Annotated in this window: 7 protein-coding genes and 1 pseudogene; 4 read left to right on the forward strand and 4 right to left on the reverse strand. The window is 74.5% G+C overall.

What is annotated here, in order from left to right; translation table 11 throughout:
* Positions 1 to 87 precede the first annotated feature (87 nt).
* From rbfA to OIE12_RS24445, 4 genes and pseudogenes are all read left to right on the forward strand, one after another.
* Positions 88 to 546 carry a 30S ribosome-binding factor RbfA gene (gene rbfA / locus OIE12_RS24430; protein ID WP_329138749.1) on the forward strand — a complete coding sequence of 153 codons (459 nt, stop codon included), beginning with the start codon at positions 88 to 90 and terminating at the stop codon, positions 544 to 546.
* A complete protein-coding gene (gene truB, locus OIE12_RS24435; RefSeq protein ID WP_329138751.1) occupies positions 543 to 1,448 on the forward strand; it encodes a tRNA pseudouridine(55) synthase TruB in 906 nt (301 codons plus the stop codon). Before rbfA ends, truB begins: the two co-directional genes overlap by 4 nt.
* A 369-nt stretch (positions 1,449 to 1,817) precedes the next feature.
* Positions 1,818 to 4,643 (forward strand): annotated as a pseudogene (locus OIE12_RS24440) (trypsin-like peptidase domain-containing protein); the annotation flags it as partial.
* A gap of 167 nt (positions 4,644 to 4,810) precedes the next feature.
* Positions 4,811 to 5,764, forward strand: a complete 954-nt coding sequence (locus OIE12_RS24445; protein ID WP_329138755.1) for a bifunctional riboflavin kinase/FAD synthetase — start codon at positions 4,811 to 4,813, stop codon at positions 5,762 to 5,764.
* A gap of 432 nt (positions 5,765 to 6,196) precedes the next feature.
* On the opposite strand, the gene OIE12_RS24450 is transcribed toward OIE12_RS24445, so the two are convergent.
* From OIE12_RS24450 to eccE, 4 genes are all read right to left on the reverse strand, one after another.
* A complete protein-coding gene (locus tag OIE12_RS24450) occupies positions 6,197 to 9,346 on the reverse strand; it encodes an SCO5717 family growth-regulating ATPase (RefSeq protein WP_329138757.1) in 3,150 nt (1,049 codons plus the stop codon).
* Between the two features lie 315 nt (positions 9,347 to 9,661).
* A complete protein-coding gene (locus OIE12_RS24455; RefSeq protein ID WP_329138759.1) occupies positions 9,662 to 11,185 on the reverse strand; it encodes an outer membrane protein assembly factor BamB family protein in 1,524 nt (507 codons plus the stop codon).
* A 248-nt stretch (positions 11,186 to 11,433) separates the two neighbouring features.
* Positions 11,434 to 12,144, reverse strand: a complete 711-nt coding sequence (locus OIE12_RS24460) for a hypothetical protein (RefSeq protein WP_329138761.1) — start codon at positions 12,142 to 12,144, stop codon at positions 11,434 to 11,436.
* 200 nt (positions 12,145 to 12,344) lie between these two features.
* Complete coding sequence (gene eccE / locus OIE12_RS24465; RefSeq protein ID WP_443054072.1) at positions 12,345 to 13,541, reverse strand: type VII secretion protein EccE; 1,197 nt, start codon at positions 13,539 to 13,541, stop codon at positions 12,345 to 12,347.
* Between the last annotated feature and the right edge of the window lie 136 nt (positions 13,542 to 13,677).

A 13,677-nucleotide genomic window follows, 5' to 3' on the forward strand; every position in this document is an offset into this window, starting at 1 on the left:
GAACCGGTCATCCGCGTTCACTCGCACAACAACACGGTTCACTCGCACAAGAACAACGAAGAAACACGAAGAACGGGAGACGGACCAGTGGCCGACAACGCGCGGGCGAAAAGGCTGGCGGACCTCATCCGAGAGGTGGTGGCCCAGAAGCTGCAGCGCGGGATCAAGGACCCGCGGCTCGGTTCGCACGTCACCATCACGGACACCCGGGTCACCGGGGACCTGCGGGAGGCGACCGTCTTCTACACGGTGTACGGCGACGACGAGGAGCGCAAGGCCGCCGCGGCGGGCCTGGAGAGCGCCAAGGGCATCCTGCGCTCCGAGGTCGGCAAGGCGGCCGGCGTGAAGTTCACGCCGACCCTGGCGTTCGTCGCGGACGCCCTCCCCGACACCGCCCGGACCATCGAGGACCTCCTCGACAAGGCACGCGCCTCCGACGAGAAGGTGCGCGAGTCGGCCACCGGCGCCCAGTACGCCGGCGAGGCCGACCCCTACCGCAAGCCCGGCTCCGAGGACACCGACGAGACGGACGACAGCACCGAATGACCCAGCAGCACACCACGCCCGACGGCCTCGTCATCGTCGACAAGCCGTCGGGCTTCACTTCGCACGACGTGGTCGCCAAGATGCGCGGCATCGCCAGGACCCGCCGCGTCGGCCACGCCGGCACCCTCGACCCCATGGCGACGGGCGTGCTCGTGCTCGGCGTCGAGCGGGCCACCAAGCTCCTCGGTCACCTCGCGCTGACCGAGAAGGAGTACCTCGGCACGATCCGGCTCGGCCAGAGCACCCTCACCGACGACGCCGAGGGCGAAATCACGTCGTCCGCGGACGCCTCCGGTATCGCCCGCGACGCCATCGACCGCGGCGTCGCCGAGCTGACCGGTGACATCATGCAGGTCCCGTCCAAGGTCAGCGCTATCAAGATCAACGGCGTGCGGTCCTACAAGCGGGCCCGCGAGGGCGAGGAGTTCGACATCCCGGCCCGCCCGGTGACGGTCTCCTCCTTCGCCGTGCACGACGTACGGGACGCGGTCGCCGAGAACGGCACGCCGGTGCTCGACCTGGTGGTGTCCGTCGTCTGCTCCTCCGGTACCTACATCCGGGCGCTCGCCCGCGACCTCGGCGCCGGTCTCGGCGTCGGCGGCCACCTCACCGCGCTGCGCCGGACCCGCGTGGGGCCGTACCGGATCGACGCGGCCCACACGCTGGACCGGCTCCAGCAGGAGCTGACCGTGATGCCGGTGGCCGACGCGGCCGCGGCCGCCTTCCCCCGCTGGGACCTGGACGAGCGCCGCACCCGGCTGGTGCTCAACGGCGTCCGCCTGGAGATGCCCGACGCGTACGCGGGCCGCGGCCCCGTGGCGGTCTTCGACCAGGCGGGCCGCTTCGTGGCGCTGGTGGAGGAGCAGAAGGGGAAGGCGAAGAGCCTGGCGGTGTTCGGCTGAGGCGGGTGCGGGTGCGGGTGCGGGTGCGGGTGCGGGTGCGGGTGCGGGTGCGGCGGCGGGTGGCGGTGGGGCGGGCGCGGCGCTCGCTTCGCCGGTCGCGCGGTTCGCCGGTTCCGCGGTTCGCCCCTCGTGCGGCTCGCCCGTGGAGCGGCGATCACGCGGTCGTACGTCCTGATCGCCGCTCCACGGTCCCCCTCTGTTCCCCCCTCACCAAGGTGTATCCGTCCGTGCGCGATCCGTCACCCCTTTGGGCGGGCGCTCGGAGTGAACCGGGGGAGTGGAAGGGGGCGCGTTCGCCCTGAACCCTGTTCCGCCGATCGCCGCCCGCCTACCGTCGAGGACGAACGCACGGCGGGAGGTACGACGAACATGGCGGGACGGGACGGCGCCCTCGAGGGGGTCGAGGACCCGGCGCCCTCCGCGGACATCCTCGTACAGATCTTCGACCCGGCCGGACGGCCGCGCGGTACCGGCTTCGCCGTGGACCAGGAGGGCACGCTCGTCACCAGCCACGAGGCGGTCGACGGCCTCACCGCCCTCTTCCTCCGGACCGCCGGGGCCGAGCGGGAGGTCACCGGCGAGGCGATCATCCGGTTGCCGCGGCTCGGCCTCGCCCTCGTGCGCACGGTGGGGCCGGGCCCGCGCCCGCTGCCGGTCGCCGCCCGCAGAGGGATCGGCCGGGGCGCGTACGTCCGGATCGCCGCCGGCGGCTGGCGCGAGGCACGCGTCCTCGGCACGACCACCGCCACGTACACCGCGTCGGACGGCCGCCATCTCCTCGATGGCGTCCTCGAACTGGCCATCGGCACGGCCGGCACCGACGCGCTGCGCCCCGGCGGGGGAGCGGCCGGCGGCCCCGTGCTCGACGCCGCGACCGGTGCCGTGCTCGGCGTCCTCGGCACCGCCCTGCACACCGCGCACCGGGCGACCGGGTTCGCGGTGCCGCTGCCCGGCGCCGGCGGCCCGCTCACCGCACTCCTCGCCCGCAACGCGGCGACGGTGCCGGCGTACGGGGCGGACCTGAACCTCGCCGGAGCGACACGGCTGACGGGAGCGGCGGAGGATCCGCCCCTGGTGCACCCCGGGCGGGTACCGCGCGCGGGCGTCGCCCGGCACCTCGAGGCGTTCGAGACGTGCGGAACGGCACCCGGCGCCGCCGCCGTCCTGGCCCTGGCCGGCCCCCCGGGCAGCGGCCGCACGACGGAACTGGCCGCCCTGGCCGCCCGCCGCAGCACCGAACCGGCCCCCACCCTCTGGCTCCACGGCACCGACCTGCACGCCTCCGACACCTCCGTCTCCGACGCGGCAGCCCGCGCGCTGACCCGCGCGGCACACACCCCGACACCGGGGGGCGGCACGTCCGGGGCGGGGGTGCCCGGGCCGGCCGTACCCGGGGCGGGTTCGGCGGAGGCTCCGTGGCCCGGTGCGCTCAGCCCTGCGCGACTGGACCGTGTGGTCCGTGTCGCGCGGGATGCCGGGCGGCCGTTGTTGCTGCTGCTCGACGGGCCGGAGGAGATGCCGGACGCCCTGGCCGAACGGTTGCCGCAGTGGACGGCGGCGACGGCCGCGTGGCTGCGCGACACCGGTGCCCGGTTGGTCCTGGCGTGCCGCCCCGAATACTGGGAGCGGCTCGGGGCCCAGTTCCCCCGGGCGCTGCTGTACGAGCCGGGCGCGGAGCCCGGCGGTACGCCGTCGACCCCGCCCGCCCCCGGTCACCCCGCCCCGCCCTGCGTGCCCCTCGGTGATCTCACCCCGGACGAGGCCCGCCTCGCCCGCTCCCGGTACGGCATTCCCGAGACCGCCCTCGCCCCCGCCGACGCCCGCCATCCGCTCACGCTGCGCCTTCTCTCCGAGGTGCGCGCGGAACTCCCGGAGGCGGCCGGCCGTCCCGACCGGCACGAGATCTTCTCCGCCCACGTGGACCTCGTCTGTCTCCGTGTAGCCGCCCGCCTCACCACCCCCGCCTCCCGCCCGCACGGCGCGGCCGTACGCCGGCTCGCCGCCCGGGTGGCCGGCCAGGTGCACGCGGCGGCCCGGCGCTGCCTCGGCCCCGGCCAGGGCGCGCTGGACCGGCCGTCCTTCGAGCTGCTGTTCCCCTCCGGCCCGGCCGTCGCGCCGCGCCGGGCCGGCGACACGGGCGACTGGGCCTCCGCCGTACTGGCCGAGGGCCTGTTCGTCCCCAGGGGCGAGGGCCACCGCTTCGCCCACGAGGAGCTCGGCGACTGGCTCCAGGGCCAGCACCTGGACGTCGAGGCCGCGCTGGACGCCCTCGTGCTTCGCGGGGCGTCGTACTCGGCGGTCTCCCGGGCGGAGCTGTACGGCGCGACGGACCCGCCGTGCGGGCCGACGGCGGCACCCCCCGCGCCGCCCATGCCGCCCGCACCCGCCGCCCCTCCCGCGCCCTCCGTGCCGCCCCACCGCATCGGCCCGGTCGTGGAAGCGCTGCTGCTCCTCGCCCGCGACCGCGGCACCGCCGAACTCACCTACCAGCTCGGCCGGTTGGTCGACGCACTGGAGGTGCTGCTGCCCGCGGACGGCGTTGCCGCCCCGCCGGGCACCCCGCTCTGGTGGGCCGTCCGTCTGCTCACCGCCACCCTGCTCCGGGTGCCGGACGCCACCCCGTACACGGGCGTGCTCGACCGGCTGGCCCGGCGGCTCCTCGCCCGACACGCCCAAGGCCGGACCGTCCCACCGGAGTTCGGCCCCGCGCTGTGGGAGACCGTCCGGCTGCGGCCCGCCGAACGGTTCGAACTGCTGCGCCGTCTGATCGTCACGGACCGGACACCCGGAGCCGACGGGAGCCCCGCGCCGCCCCGCTTCCTGGACGCCGCAGCCCGGCTGCTGACCGCCGACCCCGTCGCCGTACAGCCGCAGCTCACCCGCTGGTTCGAGGACGACCGCCCGCTGCCCGCCACCCCGCACGCGACCGTCGCCACGGCCGCGCAGGCCCTCCTGCACACCCACCGCCACGGCGCCCTCGACCACCTCACCGAGGCCCTGGCCGACAGCGCCCACCCGCGCGGCGACGAGCTCCTCGCCGTACTCGCCGAGGAGGAACCGTCCGCGATGCGCCGCGCCGTCGACCGGTGGGCGCGCGACGAACGCCCGGCGCGCCGGGCGGCGGCGGTGCGCTACGCGCCGCGCGCCCGTACGCGGGAGGCGGGCGCCGGTACGGGGCAGGCCGGCCTCGCCCTGCCGCACCGCACGTCCCCGGCCCTCCCGGCCGGGGCGGCCACCCGGTGACCGTGCCGCCGCTCCCGGCATGGCACCCTTGGACCTGCGTGAGAGACCTCCGCGGAAGAGACCTCCGTGCGAGGCGGAGCCAGACGGACGAACACAGGTTCGACAAGGAGCGTTAAACAGTGCAGCGCTGGCGTGGCTTGGAGGACATCCCCCAGGACTGGGGGCGCAGCGTCGTCACCATCGGCTCCTACGACGGAGTCCACCGCGGGCATCAGCTGATCATCCGGCACGCCGTGGAGCGCGCCCGCGAGCTGGGCGTGCCGTCGGTCGTCGTCACCTTCGACCCGCACCCCAGCGAGGTGGTGCGCCCCGGCAGCCACCCGCCGCTGCTCGCCCCGCACCACCGGCGCGCCGAACTGATGGCCGGCCTGGGCGTGGACGCGGTGCTGGTGCTCCCGTTCACCAAGGAGTTCTCGAAGCTCTCGCCGGCCGATTTCGTCGTCAAGGTGCTCGTCGACAAGCTGCACGCCAAGGCGGTCGTCGAGGGCCCCAACTTCCGCTTCGGCCACAAGGCCGCGGGGAACGTGGCCTTCCTGACCGAGCAGGGCAAGACGTACGACTTCGAGGTCGAGGTCGTCGACCTGTACGTGCGCGGCGAGGCGGGCGGCGGCGAGCCGTTCTCCTCCACCCTGACCCGGCGGCTGGTCGCCGAGGGCGACATGGCGGGCGCCCGCGAGATCCTGGGCCGTCCGCACCGCGTCGAGGGCGTCGTCGTACGCGGCGCCCAGCGGGGCCGGGAACTCGGCTTCCCCACGGCCAACGTCGAAACCCTCCCGCACACCGCGATCCCGGCGGACGGCGTCTACGCCGGCTGGCTGCACGTCGGCGACGAGGCCATGCCGGCCGCGATCTCCGTCGGCACGAACCCCCAGTTCGACGGCACGGAACGCACGGTGGAGGCCTACGCGATCGACCGCGTCGGCCTGGACCTCTACGGCCTCCACGTGGCCGTCGACTTCCAGACGTACGTCCGCGGCCAGGCCACGTTCGACTCCCTGGAAGCCCTGATGGACCAGATGACGGCGGACGTCGCCGAGTGCCGCACACTGCTGGACAACCAGACCGAATCCTGAACACCCAAGGAAAAGCCGGGGGGCGCAGACTTCCCGGGGCTCCCGGGGACAGAGCCCCCTGGGGACCGCCACCGCGCAGCCGCCTTAGGGGCGGAGCCCTTCGCGTGTACCGGTGTCCAGGGGCGGAGCCCTTAGGGGCCCCCGCCGCGCAGCCGCCCTGGGGGCGGAGCCCTTCGCGTGTACTGGTGGGGCCCAGGGGCGGAGCCCTTAGGGGTCTTCGCCGCGCAGCCGTCCTGGGGGCGGAGCTCCTCGCGTCTGTCGGGGGTGCAGGGGGCGGAGCCCCCGCCGGGGCACTGGGGCGGAGCCCCGCACACACCCCACCCCACCCCCGCCCCCCCTCGGGGTCGAAGGGGCGGAGCCCCTGGAGGACGGGAAGGGTAGGGGCGGCGGGGGCGAAACCCCTCCACCCACACCCCCACCCACCCCCTCCTCCTATTGAGCCGGCGGATACGGCGGCTGCTGCCCACCCGCCGGCGGCACAGCACCCGGCTGCGGCGGCGCGGCCCCCGGCTGCCCACCCGGCTGGGGCTGCCCCGCCGGCTGCCCCCCGGGCTGCCCATACGGCACCTGCGGCGGCACCGCCCCCGCATACCCCCCGTAATACCCCGGCGCCCCCGGCGCCCCGGGCCCCGCGGGCAACGGCTGCCCCGGCATCGGCGGCGCAGCCACCGGCGGCGGATTCCCGTCCGACGTCCACAACCCGTGCGACTGCTGATGCCGCGCGATGTCCTCCGCCACCATCGCGGCCAGCGTGAAGTACGCCTCCCGCACCTTCGGCCGCATCATGTCGAGATCGAGCTCGGCCCCCGCCGCGAGGTGCTCGTCGAACGGCACGACGACAACGCCCCGGCACCGCGTCTCGAAGTGCGACACGATGTCCTCCACCTTGATCATCTTCCCGGTCTCCCGCACCCCGGAGATGACGGTGATGGACCGCGACACGAGATCCGCGTACCCGTGCGCGGACAGCCAGTCCAGCGTCGTGCTCGCACTGCTCGCCCCGTCCACGGACGGCGTCGAGATGATGATGAGCTGGTCGGCGAGGTCCAGCACCCCGCGCATGGCGCTGTACAGCAGCCCCGTGCCCGAGTCGGTCAGGATGATCGGGTACTGCTTGCCGAGCACGTCGATCGCGCGCCGGTAGTCCTCGTCGTTGAACGTCGTGGAGACGGCCGGGTCGACGTCGTTGGCGATGATCTCCAGCCCGGACGGCGACTGGGAGGTGAACCGCCGGATGTCCATGTACGAGTTGAGGTACGGGATCGCCTGGACGAGGTCCCGGATGGTCGCCCCGGTCTCCCGGCGGACCCGGCGCCCGAGCGTACCGGCGTCCGGGTTGGCGTCGATCGCGAGGATCTTGTCCTGCCGCTCGGTGGCGAGGGTGGACCCTAGCGCGGTGGTGGTCGTCGTCTTGCCGACGCCGCCCTTGAGGCTGATCACCGCGATCCGGTAGCAGGACAGGACGGGCGTGCGGATGAGCTCCAACTTCCGCTGCCGCTCGGCCTCTTCCTTCTTGCCGCCCAGCTTGAAGCGGCCACCGCCCCCGGCCGGACGGCTGCTCTTCGCCTTCTGCTTCTTGTTGTTGAGCAGCCGGTCGGAGGACAGTTCGACGGCGGCCGTGTAACCGAGGGGCGCCGCACCGGGGTTGGTGGGCTGCCGCTGGTCGTGCTGCACGGGCTGCGGCCAGGCGGCACCGGCACGGGGGTCGACGGGCGGCTGCGCGGGCTGCGGCGGCTGCGGGGCCTGCGGGGCCTGCGGAGCCTGCCCCTGCGGGCCGGGCTGGGGCTGGGCAGGGGGCGGCGGGAACCCGTACCCACTGGGCTGCGGCTGCGGCCCCGCCGGCGGGAAGCCGGGCGCGGGAGCGGCGGGCGCCTGTCCCTGGGGCTGCCCGAACGGGGCGGGCGGCGTCGGCACGGGCGCCCCACCTTGCTGCGGGAACCCGTAGCCGGGCTGTGCGGTGGCGGGGTCGGGTGCCTGGGGTCCGGCTTGGGGCGTCGGCTGGGCGGGGGGTTGGGGGAACCCGTAGCCGGGCTGCGGGGCGGCCGGTTCGGGTGCCTGGGGTCCGGTTTGCGGCGTCGGCTGGGCGGGGGGTTGGGGGAACCCGTAGCCGGGCTGTGCGGTGGCCGGGTCGGGTGCCTGGGGGCCCGGCTGCGGACCGGGCTGGGCCGCCGGAGCCTGCGGGAACCCGTACCCCGGCTGCGGGCCGGGCGTGGCGGGCGGGGCCCCCTGGTTCCAGCCGGCGGACGGCTGCTGCGCGGCGGGCGGCACTTGCGGCGCCTGCGGCGGCAACGGCGGTTGCTGCGACGGCTGCTGCGGCGGTACGGCCGGCTGCTCCAAACCGGGTCGGGACTGCTCCGGCCCGGTCCCGGGCGACGCCGGAGCCGCGGCGGGCGGCACGGACGCGTCGGAGGACCGCGGCGCACCCGGCCAGGGAGCCGTCGGCGCGGGCGCGGGCGCCGCGGGCTGGTACGCGGGCGGCAACGGAGGCAGCGCGGTCTCCGGCACCGGCGGCGGCATCCACCCCGGCGCCGCGTCACCGGAAGCGGCCTGCCCGGCGGCAGCGGCCTCGGGAGGAGCGGCCTGCCCGGCCGTAGCAGCCCCGGCGGGGGAACCCGCCACGGCGTCGCCGGAGGCGGCCACCTGCCCGCCGGCCCCCGCTTCGGAGTCCGTACCGGAGGAAGCCGTACCGGAGGAACCCGGACCGGCGGCGTCCGTACCGGGGGAGTCCGTACCGGCGGAGCCCACGCCCTCGGCCTCACCGCTGACTTCGTCGGCAGCCGCGGTAGCCACGTCGGCCACATCGGCCACATCGCCCGAGGCACCGGAGTCCGGCGCACCCAACTCGAAGTCACCGGCACGGGCGGAACCGTCGGACGCCGAACCGGCGCCGCCCGACTGCCCCTTGCCGCCCTGCTCGCCCTCCGACTGCTCCCCCGCCGAGGTCGCAGCCGGGGCCGACGTGCCGTCACCGGGCTCTCGCGAGCCGGCGGCGTCCTCGGCGGTCGTACGCTCCCCGAACTCGCGCTTGAGCGCCGCGGGGGAGAACATCATGGTCGCGCCGCTGCCAAGGTCCCCGTCCCCCTCGGCGTCCGCGCCCCGGGCCTGTGCCGGTTCCGGCGCGGCCGGCGGCGTCCACACGGGGAACCCGTCCCCCGACGAGACGTTCGACGCGTCGACGGCGCCCCCGTCCGCCGCCGAAGGCCCGCCCTGCTCGGCGGGCGCGGTCGCGGGCGCGGCAGCGGGAACCGGCGGCACCGGAAACGCCGCAGGTGCGGGCGCGGGTGAGGACGCAGCGGCAGGCGCAGGCGCCGGAACCGGCGCCGGGCCGCCCGCGGCCGCAGGCGACACACCGCCTTCCTCCGCACCCGCTTCCGTACCCGCTCCCGAGGAATCCTCGGGAGCGGAGGCGACGTCGTCACCGCTGGTGTCGTCCGACCCGCCCGCCGCGTTCTGCGTGTACCAGGCGGGCGCCGCATAGTCGATGGTGAACTCGCCCGTCATCTCGATGGCGGACTCGGCGTCGGACTGGTCGTCGTCGGGTGTGGCCCAGCCCCCGCCGAACCCGTTCCGATCGCTGTTCACAATTCCTCCTGGTGTGGTCGAGCGTCCTCGTGCCGTGCTGGGGCAACCACTCTCGCCGTGTGAGTTGTGTGATGTCGTCCGACTCCGCCCGACCCTGTCCGACGTCGTCCGAATCCGCCCGGTTCTCCCCCTGGCGGGCCGACGGCCCGCCACGGTTCCGGTGTCGCGCCCTGTCCCAGCCTAATCACCACAAGCGTCCCCAGGGCAGGGCCGCCCACCCCTCCACTCCTCCACACTCCGTCGTCACACACCCGATCCGCCCCCGTCTGGCCCCACCGACACCGAACGAATCGGATGAACCGGCGGAAAACCCGCTCACCGGTCCTGATTCGTCTTCGGCATCGGCAGGGACTCCGCACGCCGGGTGACACTCTCCAGGCCGACCACCAGCCACTGCCACGTCTTCTTCTCCGGACCGGACGCCGTCTTGGAGCCGAAGAAGACGCGCCCGTCCTCGACCCGGATGTCGCTCAACGTCTGCGACGTCAACGTCCAGCCCTCCGACGGCAGATCGAAGTACAGATACGGAGTCACCTTGCCGCTCTCCGGATCCAGGCTCATCAGCGCCATGGGGGAGATGTGGTCGCTGCTCTCGCGCAGCGCCAGCAGCCGGTCTCCGCTCATCCGCAGCGGATACAGCAGCGCGTCGCGCCCGGAGTCGAACTTCTTGACCGTCTTCCCGGTCCTCAGGTCGAAGCCCACGATCCAGTTGGCGTTGTTGATGAGGTCACCCTGCTCCTCGCTCATCAGGAAGACCTGTCCGTCGCCGACGACGATCGTCGGGCAATTCTCCACATTGAGATAGTCCACGTCGTCGACGCACTCGGAGACGTACTTGCCCTTCTGCACGCGGATGGTGGCCAGGTACCTGCCGTGCTCGTCGAGCGAGAGGACATCGGTGATCTCGACGTCACCGGCCGCCACCGCGAGCACCGCCGGATCGCTGGACACCAGCCGGACGTCCGTGACGTTCTTCGCCACCGCGTACGTCCACACGGTGTGCCCCGTACGGGCGTCGACCTTTCGTATCCTGTACGCCGACTGGCCCGCGGGCTTGGAGTCGTCCCGGCACTCGAGCCGTATCAGCAGGGCCTTGCCACCGCCGGCGCCCATGTGCATGCACGCGTTTGTGCTCTTGTTCCGCCACAGCAGTTTCCCGTCGTCCATGTTGTACGCGTCCGTGCCGTTGCCCCAGGTGACGGCCACCGTGGCATGTGCGAGGGTCACGCTGGGCGTCGCCTGGAGGGCGGAGGTGTCGGGCGCGCCGGGCTTGCCGCTCACCCTCGCCGGGGGAATCTTCTTCGTCCACACGGTCTTGCCGTCGTCGAGGTCCACGAACGCGACCCGGTCGCACAGGGCGTGCTTGTCGGCGTTCTCCCGGAAGAGGATCGCGGTGCGGTTCTCGACGCTGACCCGCCGCGTCGTCCCACAGATCGGCCCGTCGAACCGGATGCTCCAGGTCTCGTCGCCCGCGACCGAGTCGGTGCCTATCTCGAACCCGAGCAGGGTCCGGTTGATCCCCTTGGCGAGGATCCTGTCGGTCGCCCACATGCCCGGCATGTCGTACATCTCGCCGGCGGACATGTCGTCGGCGGAGAACCGGAAGGCGAGCGCTCCCGTGGCGCTGGCCGGCCGCTTCTCGACCGTCTCCCTGACATCTAGCCGGCTCGGGGCGCCGGCCGCCTTCTCCGGCTCCTCCCCGGAGGACGAGCCGTTCACGGCCCAGACCACCACGGACCCCAGGACGAGCACGACGGCCAGAACGGCCGCGACCACGCCGAACGTCCTTCTTCGCTTCTTGCGCTGATCGTCCGCCGTCACGGCGGACTGTGTGTACATCGAGGGAGGCGGGCCGAAACTCACGCAGCAAAATCCTTCCGTTCACTGCTTCCATTGCTTGAAGTGCGAGGGCGCACGGGACCGGTGGAGCGCACGGAGACCGACGGAGCGGAGCGCACGCCCGGACGTGTCCGGACGCGACGGACCGGACGGCGACGACGGGGGAGGAGCCGTGGACGTACCCGCGCCCGTCTGCCGCGGGGCGGCGCGGGCGCACCGGTCCGCCCCCGCCGGACGATGAGCGGCCGTCAGTCCATCCGGCGTGGCGTCCCCAGTAGCCCGACCTCGGCGTCCGTGGGCTGTGTCATCACGTACTGCCGGTCGCGCTCGGTGCACCAGAGCGTCATGCCGTCGTGCAGCGTGGGCAGCGCGTCGGTCTCGGAGCGGGGGAGCACCATGGTGCGGCCCAGCTCGGCCGCCTCGTCGGGCGAGACCCGCTGCACCCCCACCAGCCGCGCCTGCCGTATGAGCCGCGGAGCGACCGGGCTGAGGTACGGCAACAGCGTCAGCACCGCCTGCCACGGCCCGGACACCACCCGCCCGCGCGGCGGCCGCATGCCGCAGTCCCGCACCACCAGCACCGGAGTGCCGGCCGAGGCGCCCTGCGGCGGCACCCGCCCCACGTCGTACACGGCGAGCCCGTTCTGCCCGCCGCCCATGGCGTGCACCATCTGCACCCAGGCCTGCGGCCGTCCGGTCTCCACGGCCACCCGCGCGCCCGTCGCCGCCGTGCGCAGCGCCAGCACCTGTGCCGTCCACAGCCCGCCGATCAGTACGACGTCGTACGGGGTGGGCCTGTTGATGCCCAGCACGGCCGGTCTGCCCCCGGCGTCCACACCGGCCACGACACCGTCGTCCCCGAGGGGCAGACAGAGCGCGTCCAGGTCCTGGGCGGGCAGCGAGTGGCGCCCGTGCCGGGGCCCGACCAGCCCGCGCCCGCGCCCGAGCCCGTGCCGCAACCACCCGCCGATCCCGGACCGCCGAGCCGGGTCCGCACCAGGCGCCGTGCCGGTGCCCGGAACGACGGATGGCGCCACCGGCGCCACCGGCCCCGACCCCGGCCCCGGCACGCCCGGCGGCGGCACCGGAACACCCGATCCCGGCATCGAAACCCCCGGTGCGGGCATCGGAACACCCGCCGGAGGCGTCGGAACAGTCGTCACCGTGCGCCTCCCAGGGGAAGCGTGGCCAGCATGCCGGGCACCTGCTCGCGGTCCAGCCTGACCAGTCCGGCACCGGCCTGCCGCGCCGTGTCCTGCAACGCCCGCCGGGCGGCGACCAGTTCCTCGTCACTGCGCCCGGTCACCCGCAGGTGCCCGCACAGCGACACCTCCTGCCGCTCGCCCCGCGCGAGGGTGAGGCTGAACGTCGTGGCCAGCGCGGGTATCGCGGTGACCCGGGCGAGGAACCGCGGCAGCGACTCGGCCCCGCCCAGCCGCGGCCACCGCCCCATCCAGTACGTCGTGTGCCGACGGTTGTCGCACCGCCAGTTCCGCCCCGACTCCTGCGTCCGCCGCTCGCGCGCCGTACCGCGCCCCGCCTCGGCGGTCACCAGCGGATTGGCGCAGGCGGAGGTGGCGAGCGCGGCGATCAGCCCCTCCTCGTCGAGCACCGTGACCCGGAAACCCGCACCGGTCAGCCGGCTCGCCAGATGGTCGGCGACGCGCACCACGCACTTCTGCGCCCCGGCCAGACCGCCCCCGCGCGCGGCCACGGCCTCCGGACACAGCTCCGGATCGAACTTCAGCGCGATCCAGGTGATCCGCACGGCCGGGGTCCCCGTCTGCTGCTGGAGCGGCAGGTAGTTGGCGACGGCCACCGACTGCTGCGGCAGATGCAGCGCCGGCGCCGGCTGCGTGTGGAGCACGATCTGCGCCGACTCCAGCCGTATCCCGTCCACCTCGAGCGCGTCCCGCACCAGCCCGAGCGGCAACGGCTGCCGGCTCAACTCGGCCCGCAACGCCGTCGCCCCGGCCTCCACCTGCAACACGGCGCTGACGAACGACCCGTCCCCGACCAGCCCGACCGACCGCCGATCACGCACCCCAGAGGAGTACGTCCGCAGGTCCGGCTCACACTCCAACGCGGGCACCAGAGCCGGCTCCGTGCCGGGCGGTATCGCGGTGGCCGCCGCCCGCCGCTGCCGCGCCCTCAACCCGCGCGCGGTCACCAGCCATTCGGGCAGGGAACGGCCTCTGCGGCGCACCACGGCCAGCAGCACGAACCCCACCGCGACGACCGCGGCCGGCATCAGGGCGAGCGGGCTCACCACCCAGCCGACGACCAGCACGGCGACCGCCAGTTCGAGCAGCACGAGCCGTTGCACCCGGAACGATCCGGCCTGGGCGAGCCGCATCCTGAACTGCGGCGCCTCTCCGGCCCGCACGCCGTCGGAACCCGCCGGCCACTGCCGGGAGGGATCCTGCACCGGCGGCCGGGACCCCTGCGAACCCGCGCGCCCGCGCGGTCGTGACCGCGTACCGGAAGCCCTC

The sequence above is a fragment of the Streptomyces sp. NBC_00670 genome, assembly GCF_036226765.1.
Lineage (GTDB): Bacteria > Actinomycetota > Actinomycetes > Streptomycetales > Streptomycetaceae > Streptomyces.

Excerpts from the sequence above, each read along its gene's own strand:
- truB (WP_329138751.1), top strand. The coding sequence starts at position 543 with ATGACCCAGCAGCACACCACGCCCGACGGCCTCGTCATCGTCGACAAG.
- OIE12_RS24455 (WP_329138759.1), bottom strand. The coding sequence starts at position 11,185 with ATGTACACACAGTCCGCCGTGACGGCGGACGATCAGCGCAAGAAGCGA.
- eccE (WP_443054072.1), bottom strand. The coding sequence starts at position 13,541 with ATGCGGCTCGCCCAGGCCGGATCGTTCCGGGTGCAACGGCTCGTGCTG.